Annotated in this window: 9 protein-coding genes; 3 read left to right on the top strand and 6 right to left on the bottom strand. The window is 49.5% G+C overall.

What is annotated here, in order from left to right:
- Positions 1–65: 65 nt before the first annotated feature.
- The 4 genes from sprA to dacB all read right to left on the bottom strand — a co-directional run bounded on the left by sprA (position 66) and on the right by dacB (position 11,971).
- A complete protein-coding gene (gene sprA, locus ACFQRK_RS08120) occupies positions 66–7,100 on the bottom strand; it encodes a cell surface protein SprA (RefSeq protein WP_379005414.1) in 7,035 nt (2,344 codons plus the stop codon).
- Between the two features lie 74 nt (positions 7,101–7,174).
- Positions 7,175–7,756, bottom strand: a complete 582-nt coding sequence (gene ruvA, locus ACFQRK_RS08115; RefSeq protein WP_379005412.1) for a Holliday junction branch migration protein RuvA — start codon at positions 7,754–7,756, stop codon at positions 7,175–7,177.
- 7 nt (positions 7,757–7,763) lie between these two features.
- Complete coding sequence (locus ACFQRK_RS08110) at positions 7,764–10,052, bottom strand: NADP-dependent malic enzyme (RefSeq protein WP_379005411.1); 2,289 nt, start codon at positions 10,050–10,052, stop codon at positions 7,764–7,766.
- Between the two features lie 500 nt (positions 10,053–10,552).
- Complete coding sequence (gene dacB, locus ACFQRK_RS08105) at positions 10,553–11,971, bottom strand: D-alanyl-D-alanine carboxypeptidase/D-alanyl-D-alanine-endopeptidase (RefSeq protein ID WP_379005409.1); 1,419 nt, start codon at positions 11,969–11,971, stop codon at positions 10,553–10,555.
- A 102-nt stretch (positions 11,972–12,073) separates the two neighbouring features.
- On the opposite strand from dacB, the gene ACFQRK_RS08100 reads away from it, so the two are divergent.
- Positions 12,074–13,594, top strand: a complete 1,521-nt coding sequence (locus ACFQRK_RS08100) for a GH3 auxin-responsive promoter family protein (protein ID WP_379005407.1) — start codon at positions 12,074–12,076, stop codon at positions 13,592–13,594.
- Here the strand turns inward: ACFQRK_RS08100 and ACFQRK_RS08095 are convergent.
- Positions 13,591–14,313, bottom strand: coding sequence for a hypothetical protein (locus ACFQRK_RS08095; RefSeq protein WP_379005405.1), 723 nt, complete (start codon positions 14,311–14,313; stop codon positions 13,591–13,593). The two genes, ACFQRK_RS08100 and ACFQRK_RS08095, sit on opposite strands and share 4 nt — an antisense overlap.
- Positions 14,314–14,443: 130 nt before the next feature.
- Here ACFQRK_RS08095 and ACFQRK_RS08090 point away from each other — a divergent pair, with 130 nt between their 5' ends.
- On the top strand, positions 14,444–16,222 hold the full coding sequence (locus ACFQRK_RS08090) for an aminopeptidase P family protein (RefSeq protein ID WP_379005403.1): 1,779 nt from the start codon (positions 14,444–14,446) through the stop codon (positions 16,220–16,222).
- 213 nt (positions 16,223–16,435) lie between these two features.
- On the top strand, positions 16,436–17,548 hold the full coding sequence (locus ACFQRK_RS08085) for a glycoside hydrolase family 18 protein (RefSeq protein ID WP_379005401.1): 1,113 nt from the start codon (positions 16,436–16,438) through the stop codon (positions 17,546–17,548).
- On the opposite strand, the gene ACFQRK_RS08080 is transcribed toward ACFQRK_RS08085, so the two are convergent.
- Positions 17,535–20,054, bottom strand: a complete 2,520-nt coding sequence (locus ACFQRK_RS08080; RefSeq protein ID WP_379005399.1) for a family 20 glycosylhydrolase — start codon at positions 20,052–20,054, stop codon at positions 17,535–17,537. The genes ACFQRK_RS08085 and ACFQRK_RS08080 overlap by 14 nt on opposite strands.
- Positions 20,055–20,128 lie beyond the last annotated feature (74 nt).

Genomic DNA, 20,128 nt, shown 5'->3' with positions numbered 1-20,128 from the left:
GACGTGAACAAAATGAGCGTTACCGTCCGTTGGACTTTCTAACTGTCTACTGCGTTAACCGCCTATTACTGCAACATCAACCTTAAATTAAATCCAAAGTTAGCGTACGAGGTCGCAAAGGTCTGTGAAGTATACGGCCTGACCGAATTACTGTCGAAGAATAAGCGGATGTTGAACCGCTGGTTAATGACGTAATCTACGGAAGGGCGATAGGAAATACTCTTATTGCCGGCCGATACTTCTGATTCGTTGATGTCCGAACGGTAAACAAGTGTCTTGAGGTCATTCAGCGATACATCCAATCGGAAATTTAGATCGTTGTTCATTTTGAAATTACTGAACCATCCAAATGGCATCCGGAATCCGGTCGCCCGGTAGCCCGCACCGAACACGAACGACTGGTCGCTGAGCATAGCCAGCTGGCTGTTTTGCAGGCTCAGGTTCAGCGTACGTGCCCGCCGATACTCCGCATTCGCAGTCAGGTTGTTCTTGAAACGGGCATCAAAACCGAGTAACGGAGCAAACTGTTCGAAAATGGAAACCTGCTGAAACTGGAATTCCGGAAGGAAATTTTCGTTAGCGTCCCGTTCCGAAGGAAACCCATTCGTTTCCATGTACCGAATCAGCGAATTATAGCCATTGATGGAGTATCGTGTATTGTATCCATGGCGCAGGGTAAGTGACGTGAGGAATTCGCTGAATAATGGAATCTTGTTCAGTCCGTTGTAAGTAACATTCCAGTTCGGAATCGGAATATTCGGAAAACTTCCCAGTTTAATGCGTTCGGCATCCTTCCCGCGGTAGGCAGCGAGGAACGAATTCACCACGACATCCTGTGCCGTCTGATCGTATCCGTCTGCGAAGCCGCCCGTTTGTCCCGACGAATTGGGATTTAACCGGCCCAATCGCTGGGAAACGGTTTGCCGGTTGCGTTCAAATGTACGGAATAGCGCCTCGTGATCTTTAAAGGATGTACCAATCGCTAGGTATGAAATGCTGTAATTACCGGTCGTTACGGGAGTCAGGCTTTCAAAATCCTCCGTTTGTCCTGAATATTGAAATGACGTCGTATAATTTTGGTTGTTCAGCTTTACCGCAGTCAGTTCGATGTTCAAATCACGGAAAGGTTCCAGGATGGCACGCACAGATAGATCCTCCGTTAGCGATGTCATATAAAGCTGCGTTTGTAGCGTATCGGTAGTGATCCACCCATTGCGGGCTGCACGCTCACGGATATCCCGTTGGCTACCGAAAAGGAAGCCCCATCCCGGTGCATTGTGGTCAAAGTCATACCCGAGAACGTTGGTACCGGGCGTATATCCAGGTAGGAAGGTGTTTTGCACCCGTGTATAAGCCGCATTGACATTCTTGATGCTGGTGAGCAGTCCCGTAAAAAAGGCCGCCGGACCAGAGGCATCCAGCCCCGTATTGTTGCGGATGAAACCGAATTTATTGTATAATCCGGCCATGTTCAGGGTAGGGTTCACCTGAATGGTGCGTGAGTTCTGGATGCTGTTGCCCAAGTTGATATCCCGGCTCTGCATCGATAGTAGGGGCTCGGTCTGCCAGTTGAATTGCGTGCCATAGCGCGCATCCAGATTTACCCAATCCAGACCCGGAAGCTTATGAATAGGCACGGTATAGGTAATGTTCATCATGTGGTTATAGTCCGTCGTGCGCCCCAATCGCCAGAAGTTTTCCCAGAGCGTATCCCGTTTCAGGCCGTTCATACGTCCATCCGGTTCATCGACGATAGCATAATTCGTGGCATTGAAATCCAGCTTTAAGGATTTGGAGAGGTTCCAACTAATGCCATAAATGCGATTCATGGTGAAATTCTTGTTATACAACGTACCCATGCTGGGAAGGAAATTATCAGCCGAATTGTTTTCCCTCAGTGTATTCTCGTTATAAATGCGGTTTACATCGATACGGAAATTGAGCAGCGAGGGCATGAGGTTGAAGTTGAAATCGCTGAGAATACCCAAGTGCTTATTTTTAATAAATTTCTTGAAAGGCTCGAATACGAGGTCATCACTGCTGGCAAATGTATAGTCAAGTGCCGCCCGGTAATTTTTTTGGAGCGAAACTTCGGTAAGGTAGTCGCGGTGGTAGTTTTGCGAGTATGCATACGTGGCACTGAAGTTTTCGATATCCCACGGACGTACCGGCTTTTCAATGTTGGTGCGTATCTTTCGCACGTTCGTCAGGTTTAAACTCCGGCGTATGGTGAAGTCCTGCGTCACGCGGAGCAGCGAATCGCGTTGGTTGCGCGACAGGTTCGCCAACGCACTGTTCAGCTCAATATCGGGCACAAGTGGGTTGTATTCGGGTGTACCTACCTGGCGGGTGTAACTGAAAAACAGCGGAATCCGCAATCCGTAGTCTGCGGGGAAGAATTTGCCCAGCTCCGCATTGGTAACCAGGTCCAGGTACAAATCGTCGCTGCGGCTTCGCTCACCGATACGCTGTTCGATGGAGCCAAAGCCGACGGTGCTTTTACTTCCCGAAACGGTTACATTGGCAAAGTCGGCCAGTTGTGCGTTCATGCGTGCCGTGACCGCCCATCCGCCCTTGTCGTCAAAATCGGTAAGCCGCATTTCGTTGAACCAGAACAGACCCGATTTGTCCAATCCGTCGTCGTTGGGATTGGCTACCTCGCTATCCCGTAGCGGGTTCATTACCCCCAGCATATAAAAGCGCACTTTGCTGATATCCGGTTGGCCCACGATCGTCACTCGGTTTTCGCCATCAAAGAAGGTAAACGGCTCGTTGATGGGCCAGGGTTGGCCGTCGCGGGTCGCCCGGTTACGGGCTTCCTTAGCTTGCTGGAAAATGCTGATACGGATATTCATCCGGTTTTCCTGGGGCCAGATCAATTCTGCGTCTCTCGTACCTGGCTGCGTAATCTTAAGTGGGATGTCGTACTGATAGTAATTATATTGATCGTCCGTTCCTACACGGATGAAAGCCCTGAAATCCCCATCCTGCAGATACAGGCCCTCTGCATGGATGAACATTTCCAGTCGCCCGTAGGCCCGGAAGTCGTTGGTTGCCGTACGATAAGCCGCCCGACCATACCCATCGCGTAGGTTTTTCACATCGAGGGATAACGATTGTTCGTTGAGCTGGACGTTGTTATTCAGATTTCCCCAATCCAGTTGGCGCTCAATTCCCGGAGGCACTACATACGGAATCGGTTGGCGATTGCCATTCTGCTCGATATTTACGGCGGCGACCTCCACGGTCGAATTATCCAGCGGTACGTTGCCCATCGCCGGATCCGCAATGACCTTGGCATTGTTGTTCTCGGAATTATACCGGCGCCATTCGCCGCGCACCAATTGCATCTGGGCGAGCCTGACAACGGCGGTATCCGAAAAGTTGGTCATAAACGTCCGAATGAATCGGATGGATTTGAAATCACGGATGTCGCCTACACGTTCCTGGTATTGTGAGAGGGGAATGCGGAATTGATACCATTTTACTTGCGCTTTACGGCCATCGCGTAATTCCACATCGGCCGTATGCATGTCCGAAATGTAATTCTGACCAACTTGCATGTCTTGAGGGCGCAACGAAATCCGGTATTGATAGTATTCCTCGGCCTCGTTCATGTTGTTGTCCCGGTTGATGTCTTCTCCATCGGGAAGAAGGGTCGAAGCCGATGTTTCTACGCCTACGGACTGTTCGGGTGTTTTGGAATTTCCTTCCGGCCCATTGAACCGTTCATAACGTTTGAGGATGCCGGCATTTTGGTTGTCGAGTTCCGGACCCCGGAAATACTGGAAGTTGTCGCCCGAGGGATCGTTGCCCAGCTCCTGTGCAGCCGAAGGATTTAGCAGTCCTTGCATTTGGCTTAGAAAATCACCATGGAAGCCGCGTTCATCGACATCATTTAGCCCATCCAATCCAATATCCTGACGCGCACGTGCAACCGGATCGTTGTCGAATGCTTGGATCACCGGCTGTTTCCGCGGAACCCGGCCCCAATTGGTTTCATCGATTTGCGAGAGATCACCGGATGGGGACATGCCGTTTTCCATGGCTTTCCGTCCATCTTTCAGGATATCTTCCGAAATGTTCCCCAAGTTAAAATACAGATCGCCACCTTGTGAACCCGGATTGGTCAAAAACGGGTCCATCATCCATATTTCGATGAACTCGATATTCTGCGCTTCAAAATCGGGTGCATCGATCTTACGGAACATACCTCCCCAACGGCTGCGGGGGTTGGCTAAGGTGCCGTCCGGATTGACGCCGGTTCGGGTATAATTGTACGGGCCGCGTATCGTGGGATAGAAGGCCAAATCTAAGGTAGATAGGAAGATCGGTAAGCCTGTGGTCGATTCACGGAAAGGGAATACTTCCTGCTCGAGCACCTCACGAACGCGGTGGTCGGAAAGCTCTGTGCTGTTGATGTTACTCGGCGTGAGGTTGATGTTCCGATAAAAAATGGGATCGATGTTATAAAATGCCAGTCGGGCCCGGTTAAACCCATATTCCAGGTCGTCCATCAATTGAGATTCGGGAAACAGCTGCGGCGTACCGGATAGTTGCCAGTTATAGGCACCCTTGATGTCAATGAATGAGCGGCTGTTTTCGAAATCGTCAATGTACGTGATGCCGCTGCGGGTACCCGCGAAGTTGAGTGCGCGCGGATGACCAGGCAACAATTGGGCAAATTCGCCATAGAACGAGATGGATGACGGTTCTTTGGTATCCAGAAAAGGAATTTTGTCGACCATCCGCGTTAGCCAGCGGGAGGGAGAATTGTACGTAAGATCTAATCCCCACATCGTATTGGATATGGGTTCTTCACCGATGTTAACTTTCTGCGTAAGCGGTCGCTCCGTAAGGTTCATGATCGTACCGCCCAACTGAAGCTTTTCATTCACCAGGTAATCGAGTCTTCCACCCAGCATGGTGCGTTGCTGAAGACCGAATAACTGGTTATTCTCCATCTTAATGCGGATGGGTTGTCCGGATTGCAACAATGCCTGGTTAAGAATGCGGACCCGGCCGATGTCGTAATCGACCATGAAATCCACCCCCTCCTGAAGAGGAGCCGGACCGGCAAATACCTGGACCGATCCGCGCGGTATATTGATGGCGCCCAGTTGAAACTCGGTGCCCACTTCCGATTCATAAGAACCCTTAATCAGGTAGCGGTTTTGATTGGGGAAAAACTGCTGAGCAATCACCTTGGTCGAGTCATACAGCGCTTGGTAGGTATATTTATCAATCAGCGCTTGCTCGGCACCTGACATAAATTGGGTGGCTAGATCGCTTCCGAATGGCTCAATTAAAGGAAACATGATGCGCCCGCGTTCGGGATCGATCGTAATGCCGGGTAAGAAATCAAAAAAACCATCCGGCTGCCGGGCGTTTTGAGGATTCAATCGATCCAGCCCCGTAAGTTGAATCCATAGTTTATTTTGGGTATTCTGCCCTTCGTACATGGCGGGCCGCTCAACGCCGCTTTCGTCTTCGATGCGGAAAATATTGAACCGGAAGTTGTTTTGTCCTACGCCATATGCGCCGATCGAGTAGATGTTTTTCATCATCAGATCCCAGATCGGGAGGTTGGTTTTCAGGATTTCGTTTTTCAGCAACTTCGCAACCAACATCCGGGGCTGAGAGGGCGTTACGGGAACATCCGTCGAAAACTCACCTACCTGATACTCCCGCCCACCTGCGGTATACCGATAGGCTACTGCCAATACTTGGTCGTTATTAAGCGGCATGTTAAGGGAGATGAACCCCAGCCGCCTGTTTACGGTATATTCCGTGCCCTCGCGGAGCTTCCGGGCATAGGTGAGCTTCGCATAGTTGTCATTGCCGCCCGAGGCCTGAAAGAAACTTTGGGCGCCATTCGACTGCGTAAGGCGGGCATTTTCGGGAAGCACCTGCAAGAGGTTGTTGGCGTACCATTGTGCCGGTTCACCCGGTATACCGGTTGACGGATACCGGGTGTTTCCTTGCGCAATTAAGGTCGTATTGTAAGGTCGATACTCACCTAAATCCATCAACGCCAATACATCCCGCGAGTCATCCACCGAATTGCTCCGGTTACTGACCCACACCTCAATCTGCGTGATGTTTACATCCGTGGTAAGAACCGGTGCAATGGCCATCGCCCGGTTGAAGTTTTCGCGGAAATATTGGGCGAGGAAATAGTGCTGATTGTCTTCGTATTCATCGGCCTTAAGGGCGAATTCGCTTTCCTGCGCACCGTTTTTAATGGTTATTTCACGTTGTTGGGAGCGTTGTTGTGAAAAAATCCCCGTCACATTCAGTTTTCCGAATTGCAATTGTGTCTTAAGGCCGAATAGTGCCTGCGTTCCATTGATCAGGGTGGTATTGAGGGGCATACTCACATTACCCAATTCAATCCGCTTGATGATGTCATCGTCTTTTCCGGTGTAATCGAGCCGGATCTGATTTTCAAAATCAAATTGCGCCTCGGTGTTGTAATTGGTGGTTAACTTCAACCGGTCGCCGATTTGCCCCGTCATATTCATCTGGATGCGCTGGTCAAAATCAAAACCCCACTGCCTGCGTTGCCGTTCGTTGAACATCGGGTTCGCGTTCTTGTTATGCTGCGCCATGATGCTGATGTCCGCGCTTCCACGGGGGATGATATCAATGGTGTTTCCGCCAAAAATCTTTTCAAACGCCTCGCTTTGGACATAAATGGTCGGGATCAGCCGGTCCTGTCGGTAGTTCGTCAACTGTTGGTCTGAAAGTTCCCGCCAATAGTTGCGTTTGAGCAAATTGCTCTCATAGGCTTGGTATTCATCGATGGTGAGGTATTGGGGAGGTCGATATAATCGGCTTCCCAATTTCTCGCGGATGATGTACTGCCGGGTCAGCGGATCAAAGATCACTTCCCGGTCGATATTGGAAGGCAGTCCGAGGTCAAAAGCGTTCCTTTTTTGGTATAAATTGAGAAAAGGGAGGTCTTTAAGCGGATATTTGAGTTTCAAGCTATCTCTTCGGAGCGAGTCAGCACGGGTCTGTGCATACGTATTGCTTATCACGGTTACCGCGAAAAGCAACAAAGACAAACAAAAGCGTAGCGAGAACGTCTTGTCCAAGTGGTAAATGTTTTTAGATGTTTTATTTTACGCCGCCAAGTTAGTCAAAATTCTGAAACAACACCCAAGGCGCATTAAAGCTTTTTTAAGGCCTCCTTGATGAGCGCCTCTACCGTTAAGTCGGGCGCAGTTCGAATGATGCCGGTCAGTACCTTTTCTGCCTGCGCACGTGCAAATCCGAGCATCACCAGCGCGCTGAGTGCTTCTTCGGGAACGCTTTGCCGCGTAGGCGACGCTACCCATACATCGGGGCCTTGTTTTTTGAGCTTGTCTTGCAATTCAAGCACCATGCGCTGGGCGGTTTTGGGCCCAATTCCCTTGATCCGTTGAATAAGTGGCACATTTCCTTGAATAATGGCCGATTGAATTTCCTCCGGTGTGATGGAAGAAAGGATCATTCGCCCCGTGTTGGGGCCGATTCCCGACACGGAGATTAAGTGCTCAAATAACTGACGTTCACCTTCATCTGCGAAGCCAAATAACGTATGTGCATCCTCACGCACCTGAAAGCTGATGTATAGTTTGCACTGCTCGCGGTCTTTGATTTGCGAGTAAGTATGAAGCGAAATGTGGACATGATAGCCCACGCCACTCACATCAATCACCACATGGGTAGGGGCTTTATAAGCCAATCTGCCATTTAAGTATGCGTACATAGCCGATTTATTTCTTTTTGTGGGTTAGCGGCGCCCTCGATTGTACATCAACCACGGCAATGGTGACCATGTTAACAATTTCGCGCACCGAGCTATCCAACTGGAGTACATGTACCGGCTTGTCCATCCCTAACAAAATTGGACCCACGGCTTCTGCATTGCCGATTTCCTGAAGCAATTTGTAAGCAATATTGCCCGATTCCAGATTGGGGAATACCAAGGTGTTCGCGGGACTTCCATTCAGTGAGCTGAATGGAAAATTAGCAGCCAATAGATCACTGTTCATTGCAAAATTTGCCTGCATCTCTCCGTCTACGATGATTTCCGGATGCCGCTCATGAAGCAAGCGTGCCGCTTCGCGCGCTTTTATGGGGACTTCTCCGTCGTTTGAGCCGAAGTTGGAATAGGAGAGAAGCGCAATACGGGGAACAATGTTCATCTTTTTAACCGCCTCATGCAATAATAGCGTAATGTCCACCAGCTCATCAACGGAAGGATTGGCATTGACGGTGGTATCCCCGAAAAATACCGGGCCTTTGGGCGTAAGCATCATGTACATACCGGCAACGCGGCTACCCGGTTGGGATCCGATCACGTGTAAGGCAGGCCGGATCGTCGTTGCATAATTTTTGGTCAGTCCGGAAATAAGGGTGTCGGCCTCGCCGAATTGAACCATGCTTGCCCCGAAATAATTGCGGTCGAGCATCGCCTTTTGCGCGTCGAGGTAAGACATGCCCCGACGTTGTCGCTTGGTATACAGAAAGTCGACGTATTTGAGGAATCGGGGACTTCCTTTTTCTTCCAAGGGGTCGATGATTTCCACTTGGTCCAATTCCAGCAGGTTTTCATCGATCAGATGCTGGATTTTCTTTTTATTGCCCAGCAAGATGGGGATGGCTATGCCTTCTTCTTTTACGATTTGTGCGGCACGAAGTGTTTTGTAATTGTCGGCTTCGGCAAACACCACCCGTTTGGGATCGCGTTTGGCCGCTTCCGTCAGGTTCCGCATAATCCGGTCATCCTGTCCAAGGCGTTGGCGCAGGATTTCCGCGTATTTATCCCAATCCGGAATTGCTTTCCGTGCGACGCCGGAATCCATGGCGGCTTTGGCAACGGCAAGCGAGACCTCGGTAATCAACCGCGGATCCGTAGGCTTCGGAATGATGTACTCTGGGCCAAATTTCAAGTTGTGTGTATCGTAGGCTTGGTTAACTGCTTCCGGAACAGGTTTCTTCGCCAGTTCAGCAAGTGCTTTTACCGCGGCAATTTTCATGTCCTCATTGATGACCGTTGCCCGGACATCCAGCGCCCCACGGAAAATGTAAGGGAACCCCAGCACATTGTTCACCTGATTCGGGTAGTCGGATCGCCCCGTCGCCATAATGACGTCTTTGCGGGTCTCAATGGCCAAGGGATAGGAAATTTCGGGATTCGGGTTTGCCATGGCAAATACAATCGGGTTTTTTGCCATGCTCTTCAACATTTCCGGTGTCACCACGTCTGCAATGGAAAGACCGATGAACACATCGGCACCCTTTAATGCCTCTTCCAACGAATCGACGGTTTGCGTCGTGGCGAACTCGGCTTTGGTCGGATCAAGGTTGGCGCGGTCATGTCGGATGCAACCTTTGCTATCCAACATAATGATATTTTCCTTGCGAGCACCCAGTGCGATATACATCCGTGTACAGGAGATGGCTGCGGCACCTGCGCCATTAACCACAATCTTAACTTTTTCAAGCTTTTTCTTTTGCAATGCGCAAGCGTTAATAAGCGCGGCACCCGAAATGATGGCCGTGCCATGCTGGTCATCATGCATGACCGGAATGTTCAGTTCTTCTTTGAGCCTACGCTCAATCTCAAAGCATTCAGGCGCTTTTATGTCTTCGAGGTTGACACCGCCAAAGGTGGGCTCCAGGCACTTGACAATGCGGACGAATTCGTCGACATCTTTTGTGTTCAACTCGATGTCAAATACGTCGATGTCAGCAAATATCTTAAATAGCAATCCTTTGCCTTCCATTACCGGTTTACCTGCTTCTGGGCCGATGTCTCCCAATCCCAGTACCGCGGTGCCGTTACTGATCACCGCTACGAGGTTGCCCTTTGCGGTGTATTTATATACGTCTTCCGTATTGTCCGCAATCCGGAGGCAAGGCTCGGCCACACCTGGAGAATAGGCTAATGATAAATCTCGTTGTGAATGTGTGGGTTTTGTGGGGATAACAGCAATTTTACCGGGTCTTCCATTTGCATGGTAGTCCAAAGCATCTTGTTTACGATTTGTTTTATTCATGTTTTGCATTGGTTTTTCAGTAGCCATTCGGTGCAAAGGTACTTTTTTTGATCGCAAAAGTTTAACATCTGCTATTGGAATTGTTGCCCGAAGGTTGTAACTTTACGCCACCACTCATTCCCACCCCATCCATTCCATTCCTTTGATTTTTGTCCGTACCATTTTAGGGTTATCTTCGAGATGAGTCCATAATGAGTCCATAATGACTCCATAATAAGGCCATTATTCTACCGTATTTTATGGAATCATTATGGATTTATTATAAAATAACCATGCTATCATGGCGAAGCCAGTACAAAGCGAATACGGATCAGGTGTTAACCGCATAGTAATCTGCTGTATAAAAGGGAAAATTTCGTTAGGTTGGGCAAGATAGGACTTTTTGGTGATTTTTTTGGCTTTATCCGGTAATAAAGATGGGGTTCATGCTTGGAACAGAGAAGCCTACCTTGGAATCCTGAATTTAATGCAGCCCTGAAACGGGGGCAAGTGGGGCTGCATCACTTCAAATGGTCCAGCAACCGGAACATCCGTTGCCGCATCGGCGTTGCCGTCCCTTTGTAATTGTTTGCCAATAGGGCGAACACAAGAGGGGTTCCATCCCCGCTGGTTTGATAGCCTACATAACCCAGCACACCCCCGATGGTTCCGCTTTTCATTTTCATGCCATTATACACCGGAAGGCTCTCAAAAAAGCTGGCAAACCATGGCTCTTTTTTTGCCGCCAAAAGAATACGGGCCAATACGTTGGTAGTCACACGGTTTTCGGGCGAGAGGCCGCTGCCATCCATAATCCGAAGCTCTCCCTCAGGAATACCGGTTTTGTCCATCCAGAATTTTTGGAGCAGTTCTGCGGCATCGCGTGTGTCGGTTTTGCCCTCCAATCGGTAAGCGATGGCTTTCAACAGCGCTTCGCCATATAAGTTGATGCTTTTCTGGTTGAACCAGTAAATCAATTCGCCGAGTGTTGGCGACGTGTGAGTATGCAGAATGGTGCCGCCACTTGGAACTTCGCTGCCCGCCAACAACAAAAGATGTGTGGTGGTGGGCGTATGGGTTTGCGTAATCCCAGCTTGTGCTAAAGCGTTATGCAGCTGATGAGCTGCATCATAAGCCCCGTCGGGTAGGGACAGGTAAACCGTCTTTTTCAGATCAATGCCGTAGGATCCACGGAGGTAAATCCGCGAAGAATAAGGCGCCGAAAAGGCGTACACTCGGTCGCCTGTGCCTCTTCCACCGGTAATCGTTTCATTAACCAATTGCAGGTAGCTGATATCGGCGGTGGAGCCCGCAATGCGGGTGGGTGTGCCCGGCGTAGCTCCCGGCACGAAATCCACTCCCACGGAATTTTCGCGCCAGTTGAGTGCAGACACGCCTGCGCCATAGTAGTTACCCATATCCTGCCAGGTCCATCCCCGCGGGGCAGTTTGTCCATTATACACGCGATCGTCTGCCACAATCCCGCCGTCAATTCTTCGGATGCCAGCAGCTTGAATTGCTTTGATCCAGGCCGACAGCACAGCGGTATCCGCCGTTTGCGGAAATCGGTCGCTGCCCAATGAAGGATCTCCGGTTCCGCGGATGACGATATCGCCGTTCAGCGTACCTGAAGCATCCACCTCCCCTGTATACAACAGGGTGGTCTCAAATGTAAAATCAGCTCCTAATACGTGATATGCAGCCGTTGAGGTAACGGTCTTGAGCGTAGAAGCGGGTATCAAACCTAGTTTCTCGTTTTTAGCAAAAATCACCTGGCCGGAGGCGGCGTTGAGAACGACGAGCGACGCCATCCCATTCGCAAGGCTCTCGTGCGACTCAAATGTACGGAAAGCCGAGGCAATCTTTTGCGTTAATGGCTGAGCGTTTGTATGATGAGCCAAAAACGACAGGAACAATAAAAACGAAAATAACTTCTGCATATCCAAATGGTTTTCGGTGGCGAATTTAACCAAAGTTCCCAAAAGATTGCAGTCAACAAAAAAGCGATTGGGCTGTTGTCTCACAACAAATAGAAGACCAAAATGGCGATCATTGGCGAAATAATCAAACGAACAATCGACGTAACCGGGTATATCAGTGGAGATCCGCAGCCAGCAAAAGCACAACGAAGGGTGTTACTCGAATTGTTGGAAAAGGCAAAGCATACGGCATTCGGGAAAAACTATCATTTTGAGGCTGTGCTTGCCGATGCGGATCCGGTACAGTCTTTTCAACGCGCTGTGCCTATTTATGATTATGATAAATTGTATGCGGAATGGTGGCATTATTTACATAAGGGGCATCAGAATGTAACTTGGCCAGGAGGGCAGCGTTATTTTGCCTTGAGCAGTGGGACCACCACGAACAGCAAAGCAATCCCGGTAACGAACGATATGCTGGATGCCATCAAGCGGTCAGGTATCCAACAGATTATGAGTCTCAGGAATTTCGACTTGCCGGGCGATTTCTTTGGAAAACAAATCATGATGCTGGGCAGTAGCACCGCATTGACCGCCAACGGCGAATTTCTTGAAGGAGAAATCAGCGGCATCAGTGCGGCTAACATTCCTTTTTGGTTCAGACGTTATTACAAACCGGGTGCTCGTATTGCCGCTACACGAAATTGGGATGAGCGTGTACGCAAGATTGCCAAATATGCACCAAAATGGGATATAGGAAGCATGACCGGTATACCCTCATGGTCGGAATTGCTGCTGAAGGAAATTATCCGTTACAATAAGGCGAATACCATCCATGATATCTGGCCCAATCTACAGGTGTATACCTCCGGTGGTGTCGCTTTTGAACCCTATAAAAAAAGTTTTGAATCACTACTGGGCAAACCACTTACATACATTGATACCTACCTTGCTTCCGAAGGCTATTTAGCGACCCAGAAACGGCCGGACACGCAATCCATGGCGCTGATTGTAGACAATGGGGTATTCTTTGAGTTCGTCCCTTTTGTTGAAGATAATATGGACGAATACGGTCGGGTGCGGCAGGATGCTGAAGTGCTGACGATTGGAGAAGTGCAACCTCATGTTCAATATGTGTTGCTTATTTCCACCGTGGCGGGTGCATGGCGATACATGATCGGTGACACGGTCATGTTCACCGACGTCGAACGGGCGGAGATCATCATTACGGGACGCACGAAACACTTTTTAAACGTGGTAGGCGAGCAGCTGTCCGTGCATCAGATGAACACCGCCATCAAAAAACTGGCCGAGCGATTTGGGGTCGAGGTACTGGAATTTACCGTGGCGGCGGTACGTGACGGCGCAGACTACATCAATAAATGGTATCTTGGCACGGAGGGGGCGCTGGATACCGCAGATGCAGTGTCGTTTTTGGATCGCGAATTGGAAGCCAGCAATAAAAACTATCGGGTAGCGCGGAACAAGGCGTTGAAGGACGTAAAAATGGAGGTGATTCCGGTAGATTATTTTTATCAATGGAGCAAAACCACTAAAAAGATGGGCGGACAGACAAAAATACCCCGCGTGATGAAAGCGGAAGATTTTGAAGAGTTTGAAGCTTTCGTCAAAACCCTCGGCTAGGAAGCCGGAGCTTGCCCCTCATTCAACTCCGACTCGGCTTCGTGGATGACATTTTCTTCTTTCAGCAATCGTTTTTCCTTTTTGTTTTCATCTTCCTCGGTTTCGAGTTCGGCCACGAGTTCTACAATGTCGTCGGGCGACAAATAAAGGGCCGCAATTTTCTCCTGGTAGGCCAGCGGCAATTCTGTATGATCCAAAATAAACGACTTGGTTGCTACCAGGTGCTCGCCCAATCCGCGCTCAACAGCAAACCGATCTGCGATACGCTCGGCCTTACGGATGAACTTTTTTGAAAAACCGTACGAAATACCAAAGCCCAGGATTCCCCACGTACTCTTGTTCTCATAGTCCATGATGTGACCGAGTTCATGGCCAATCCATCCGATCATTACGCTGTCTGGAATCTGACGGATGGTTTCAAAGCTGTGTTCAAGTTTAAAAACCGGATTAATCAATACGTCATAGGTACGCTTTTCCCGCTTCTTTAACAAAGATGAAATCATCGGTCGAGCAGCCATGACCGACCGCTTGAGTTTTCGGGTGAATATAAATCGAATTCTGGTATTTTTCAATTCCGGATAATGCGACAATGCAATCAATGTCTGTCGTTCGATCACCGAAGGTATTTCTTTGTTGCATTTGTAGTCGAGCAGTTTTTTTTCGATAGAATCTTGTTGGATGAGCGGCGCGGAAATCAGCGCCCATAGAAAAACATTCATAGTATAATAACGCGCAGTCAATAAGAATGTTTCCTCCGGCGACGTAACATTTTAATGATCGCGTGTTCAGAAGGCGGGCATTCACATGCCGGAAAGTTTTGTAACTTGCATCACTCAAAACGTAGACGCAATGGACCATGCACAAAAACTGGCTGCTATTCGCAGCCTCATGAAACAACAACATATCGATGCGTATATCATTCCTTCGTCTGATCCACATATGAGCGAATACCTGCCCGACCGTTATAAGTGCATAGCTTGGACGTCGGGATTTACCGGATCTGCGGGTACATTGGCTATCACTCAAGATTTTGCAGGATTGTGGACGGACTCCCGCTATTTCGTGCAAGCCGAGGAACAACTGGAAGGGAGCGGTTTTGCGTTGGTCAAACTCCAGGTACAACATGCTCCTGAGTATGCCGATTGGCTGGCAGGAAAGCTGCCGGAAAATGCGGTGGTTGCCTTTGACGGTGAGCTAACCTCGGTGTCTTTGGCGAAAGTGCTTATTAACAAGTTGGGGCCTTTACGTGCAGATGTGCGTGGATCCGTGGATCTGCTCACTCCCGTGTGGGAGAACCGACCCGCCCTTCCCACCGCGCCCGCTTACGTGCTAGACGAAACTCTTACCGGAGAATCGACCCGTGCGAAGCTTCAGCGGTTGCGCGAAGAAATGAAAAAAAACCGGGTAGATGCGCATTTTATTTCGTCACTGGACGATTTGGCATGGCTGTTCAATATTCGGGGTAGTGATGTAGCCTGTAACCCGGTTGTATTGGGATTCGGACTCGTCACGGTCGAAAAAGCCATTCTGTTTATCGACCGACAGAAGCTTCAAACGGAAGACCGGAGACGTTTGGCTGATGCAGGCGTGGAATTGGCCGACTATGCCGAGGCCAGGCGCGCCTTGACGCATCTGGAGGAAGGGACTTCGTTGCTTATGGATCCGAAACGCACCTGTTTTTCGCTTTACCGGGCCGCAGCGCCGTCGGCTTCGATCGTTGAGCAAACGAATCCAACGACGTATTTTAAAGCCATCAAAAATCCGGTAGAAATAGACCATACGCGGAATACCATGGTGAAGGACGGTGTGGCACTGACCCGGTTTTTTAAATGGTTGGAAGAAACTTTGGGCAGGGAGCCGATCACGGAAATCTCCTTGGCTGAACAACTGCGCCGATTCCGGGCGGAGCAAGCGGACTTTGTGGGTGAAAGCTTTGATACCATTGCCGCCTACCGAGCGCATGGCGCACTACCTCATTACAAGGCCACACCGATTAGCAGCAGTACCCTGCAATCTGAAGGGTTGCTCTTGGTGGACTCGGGTGGACAATACACTACCGGCACCACGGATATCACCCGGGTGATATCGCTGGGGAACATTACAGAAGCGCAACGGACGGATTATACACTGGTGCTCAAAGGAATGATTGAGGGGAGTACAGTCGTGTTTCCAAGCGGTACGCGGGGATACCAGGTGGATGCGATTACGCGCAAACCTCTTTGGGATCACTTCCGGAATTACGGCCATGGTACGGGACACGGCGTAGGTTTCTTCCTGAACGTACACGAGGGGCCGCATGTTTTTAACACCGCAGCGGTGGATATCGGGATTGCGCCGGGAACGATAACTTCGATTGAACCGGGTGTGTATCGAGAAGGGAATTATGGCATCCGGATTGAAAACTTGGTCCTCACGATCGAAATTCAAGACACGGTGTTCGGCCGCTTTCTGGCATTTGAGACGTTGACTTTGGGTTACATCGATACCGATCTTGTGGATAAAGCGTTGCTGGATCTAAAGCACATTGACTGGCTGAATCAATATCATGTGAGGGTTTACCAGAAGCTGGCTCCGCATTTGAACGAAGAAGAGCGGCAGTGGCTTGCCAAAAAAACCAGGTCTATCTAACGGTGAACATAGAAGGGCCGATTGCCGGGGAGGCAACCGGCGTCTTCCTACCTAATTAAAACAAACCAAAATCGTTATCTCATGATGAGCTATATGCATATTGCTTTCGCTTCTGAAGTTGCAAGAAAAAAACCTCTCTTAAACGGTCGAAGTTTGTGCAAACATACAACTAATATGCCAATAGTGACGTTAAAAAATGTTAAATTGTCGGATATGATTCGTATAAAAAGACCAGTATTATGGGCTGTTGCCATTCTGGCTTTAAGCAGTACTACGGGAATTGCCCAACAGCGTCAGGATTTTTCGGTTATTGCCTACTACACGGGCAACGACCAAGTCATAAACCGTTATCCGGTCGATAAATTGAGCCACATCATTTTCAGTTTTGGCCATCTTAGAGACGGCCGTTTTCATATTACCAACGCGCGAGATACAGCCACGATCAAACATTTGGTAGGACTGAAAAAAGAACATCCAAATTTGAAAATCATGCTTTCGTTAGGAGGTTGGGGTGGCTGCGAGCCGTGTTCCGGTGTGTTTTCAACCCCAGCGGGCAGGGCACGGTTTGCACAATCGGTTAAAGAAATTAATGATTATTTCGGTACCGATGGCATTGATCTAGATTGGGAATACCCCGCAATTGAAGGGTTTCCGGAACATCCTTACAAGCCAGAGGACCGAAAAAATTTTACCGAGTTGGTGGTCGAATTGCGAACGGTGCTTGGCAATACAAACGAATTGAGTTTTGCTGCGGGTGGATTTCAGAAATTTCTCGATCATTCGATCGACTGGGAAAAGGTGATGCCGTTGGTTGATCGGGTAAATATTATGAGTTATGATTTGGTAAATGGCTATGCAACGGTCACCGGTCACCATACACCGATTTATGGCGTGCGCGTCGGCGAAGAATCGACCGACCGGGCGGTTTCATACCTATTGGACAAGGGAGTACCGGCTGAAAAATTGGTTATCGGTGCGGCATTTTATACCCGGGTTTGGCAACACGTTGCCCCTACGGACAATGGTCGCTATCAAACCGGTGAGCATACCCGCGGATTTGATTTTAAGCGGTATGAAACCGAACTGACAGCGGAAAAAGGGTGGAAATACTTTTACGATGAGCAGGCGGAAGCCCCCTATTGGTACAACGCCGGAACCCGTCAGTACGCTACAGGCGATAATATTCGCTCCGTCAAAGCAAAGACCAGATATGCACTTCGCAAAAAGCTGGGAGGTATCATGTTTTGGGAGCTGACGTTGGATAAAGAACAGGGAGGAATGGTAGATGCCATTGCCCACGAAATCCAAAACGTCAGCGATAACTGACGGTCATCGCCCTGCTGGACCGGCCTGTTTTTCTGTGAAATGCCTTGAATCGATAGACGCCTTTTTCGGTCAACGGGCCTTTGACTTCCGCATCGGCGTTTGAAGGTACGCCTCCATTCAAGGTATAGCGTACGACCAATGCCTGGGACTCTGTGTTTACCAAAACCTGGTTGCTATCTATTTTGATTCCCGGCGCAGGTATCCGGTAGTGAACATCGCTCCAATACCGATCAAATCGCGGCAGTTCGTTGTTCCACAGTAGGGTGTTGAATCGCTGCCATGCCTCGCGGTACTGCTTCTCGAAGATTGCATCCGGCGCTGTTGTCCATTTCGGCTGTGGCGCCCACGCACGTTCGGCGAAAGCGATCAGTTTGGGATACAGCATGTAATCAAAATTACTTTCGTGAATGAGGGTTTCGGACCATAGCGCGCATTGCAATCCATAAATATGTTTCTTTCCTTGTGTGTTCAGCCTGGCTTTGTCATGCAATGACGCAGTGTCAATAGGTCGATCGGTGTCGTCACGTAGAAACGTACGGTAATAATTTTCCGGCATGAAGGAAAAGATTTTTTCGGGGTTGACATATCCGCCCCAGTACATCCCCGGCTCGTAAAAGCTTCTTGTCGAAGCCAAATCGAGATACATATGGGTCACATTGGACAGCACGATATCAAAGCCTTGATTGGCCAGCCGATAGGCCAAATCTTCGGCACCTGTCCCGTATACATTGTTCCATACATCGAGCAGGTATCCGTTTTTCCGAAGTTCCGGAACGATCTCCATCTTTTTCCGGCCGTTTACATCCACCCGTCTCATTCCGATTTCTTCCCATCCCTGCATGCGGATATCCTTTTTGGCCAGAATTCCGCCTACCCGATTGTAGAAGTATTCCCAGAGATCATCGGCTGTTTTAAAAGAATCGTTTTCGCGGAGGAGGTGCTGCACGGCCGCAGACCGCTCCCATACGCCGGCGGGTACTTCGTCACCCCCCATATGGACGAGCTTTAACTCGGCTCCGGCATCTTGGTACATGAGGGCTAATTCGGTGATCACCTTCTCAATAAAATGGTAGGTAGATTCCAGTGCAGGGTTAATGGCATCGTCGCGCCACCCTTGGACCGTACGGTATTCCGAGCGGTCTTGAAGGTCGCTAAGCAGGTATTCGGTTGCTTTGTTAGGATCCGACTGTGCGTACCGATGGTATCGGTGTTCCATCGATTTGATGGCAGCACGCGCATGCCCCGGGGTTTCAATCTCCGGAATAACGGTAATAAACCGATCTTTCGCATAGGACAGTATCTCGACAAAATCTTTCCGGCTGTAAAACCCGCTGCCCCGTGTTGAGGCCGAGTCGGGTCCCGAACCGTGCGATGGAGGGAGGTGATCGCCTGGAACGTCGGTATGACCCCTGTATCCGCCGAAAGCGGTTAATTCCGGCAATCCTGGAATGGCAATACGCCAACCTTCGTCGTCGTTGAAATGGAGATGCAGGACATTGATTTTGTAGGCCGACATCCTATCCAATACCTGCAATAGCTTTTCTTTCGGTAGAAAGTTACGTGCGACATCGAGCATGAGCGACCGATGCTTGAAGCGGGGTCCGTCGTCAACTTCGATGCCCGGGAGAACGCATTCTCCATCGCGGTAGTGATCAAGAATCAGCCTTTTCAATGTTTGAATGCCGTAGAACATGCCGGAAGCTGAGCCCGCATTGATCTCAATACCCGTGTTTCCGATGCGTAGTTGATAGGCTTCTTCTTCAAGGTTCCAAAACCTCAATTTAATGCCCGCTTTGTTCGGGTCATTAACCAAGCGGACGCCGAGCTGGGTATATTTTTTTAGTTCATCCGCCAAATAGGCTGCCTGTCCCGCAAAGGGATTATCGGCAACGATCAATGAACCGTCGGAAAGCGTAAACGCCTGTCCGTTGGACTTCGCAGCCCTTGGGGAGGGTAATAGCTGGTTTTCCAAATCCGGGGTCGCTAGCGGTGACAACCACTCGTTGCGTTCGTAGATTTCTTCTGCTAATGCGTTCTCGGGCACCACCAGGCGGTCATACGCTGGGTCTTCGTTGGTGAACGGGAAGTATTGGTCCGGTTGATCGTTGTAGACCAGGTAGAATCCGGTCGGGAAATCGGAAATGTTCCGCAGTCGGGCCTGTCTGATCGGGATGCGCAGCCGATTACGATCCATATGGAAAACGGCGGTCGGTTCAATGTAGTTTAAATCTCCATTGACGTGGGTAATCGTAAACTTGCCAACATCGGTACTGTCAATCTGCGGATTTTTATACGAGTTAAAATAAAGCTTCCAGTTTTTCTGGTTTAAATCATGTGATGCAGGAATATCCAAGTTGACGTAATAAGCCGGTGCGAGTTGCCCGTTGGTGTCCGGGCGGATTTCGACGTGGTATGTAAAACCTTGCGGAGCGCGTTGGCCTGTTGTCGTGCAGGCGGACCAAAGAAGCCCCCAAACCAACAAAATAATCGGTGCGTTCGTTTTCATATGGGAAGCAAAACTAATCGGCCGCAACGAAACCCTTTTTTCCCTATTCCTGAAAACTTGGGCTGCAGTCCGAC

Origin of the sequence: Parapedobacter sp. GCM10030251 (genome assembly GCF_042666505.1) — a bacterium.
GTDB lineage: Bacteria > Bacteroidota > Bacteroidia > Sphingobacteriales > Sphingobacteriaceae > Parapedobacter.
Note: the sequence above shows the minus strand (reverse complement) of the source record. Positions and strands in the feature narration are given on the sequence as shown.

Excerpts from the sequence above, each read along its gene's own strand:
- ACFQRK_RS08080 (WP_379005399.1), bottom strand. The coding sequence starts at position 20,054 with ATGAAAACGAACGCACCGATTATTTTGTTGGTTTGGGGGCTTCTTTGG.
- dacB (WP_379005409.1), bottom strand. The coding sequence starts at position 11,971 with ATGCAGAAGTTATTTTCGTTTTTATTGTTCCTGTCGTTTTTGGCTCAT.
- ACFQRK_RS08095 (WP_379005405.1), bottom strand. The coding sequence starts at position 14,313 with ATGAATGTTTTTCTATGGGCGCTGATTTCCGCGCCGCTCATCCAACAA.
- ACFQRK_RS08110 (WP_379005411.1), bottom strand. The coding sequence starts at position 10,052 with ATGAATAAAACAAATCGTAAACAAGATGCTTTGGACTACCATGCAAAT.
- ACFQRK_RS08100 (WP_379005407.1), top strand. The coding sequence starts at position 12,074 with ATGGCGATCATTGGCGAAATAATCAAACGAACAATCGACGTAACCGGG.
- ACFQRK_RS08085 (WP_379005401.1), top strand. The coding sequence starts at position 16,436 with ATGATTCGTATAAAAAGACCAGTATTATGGGCTGTTGCCATTCTGGCT.
- ruvA (WP_379005412.1), bottom strand. The coding sequence starts at position 7,756 with ATGTACGCATACTTAAATGGCAGATTGGCTTATAAAGCCCCTACCCAT.
- ACFQRK_RS08090 (WP_379005403.1), top strand. The coding sequence starts at position 14,444 with ATGGACCATGCACAAAAACTGGCTGCTATTCGCAGCCTCATGAAACAA.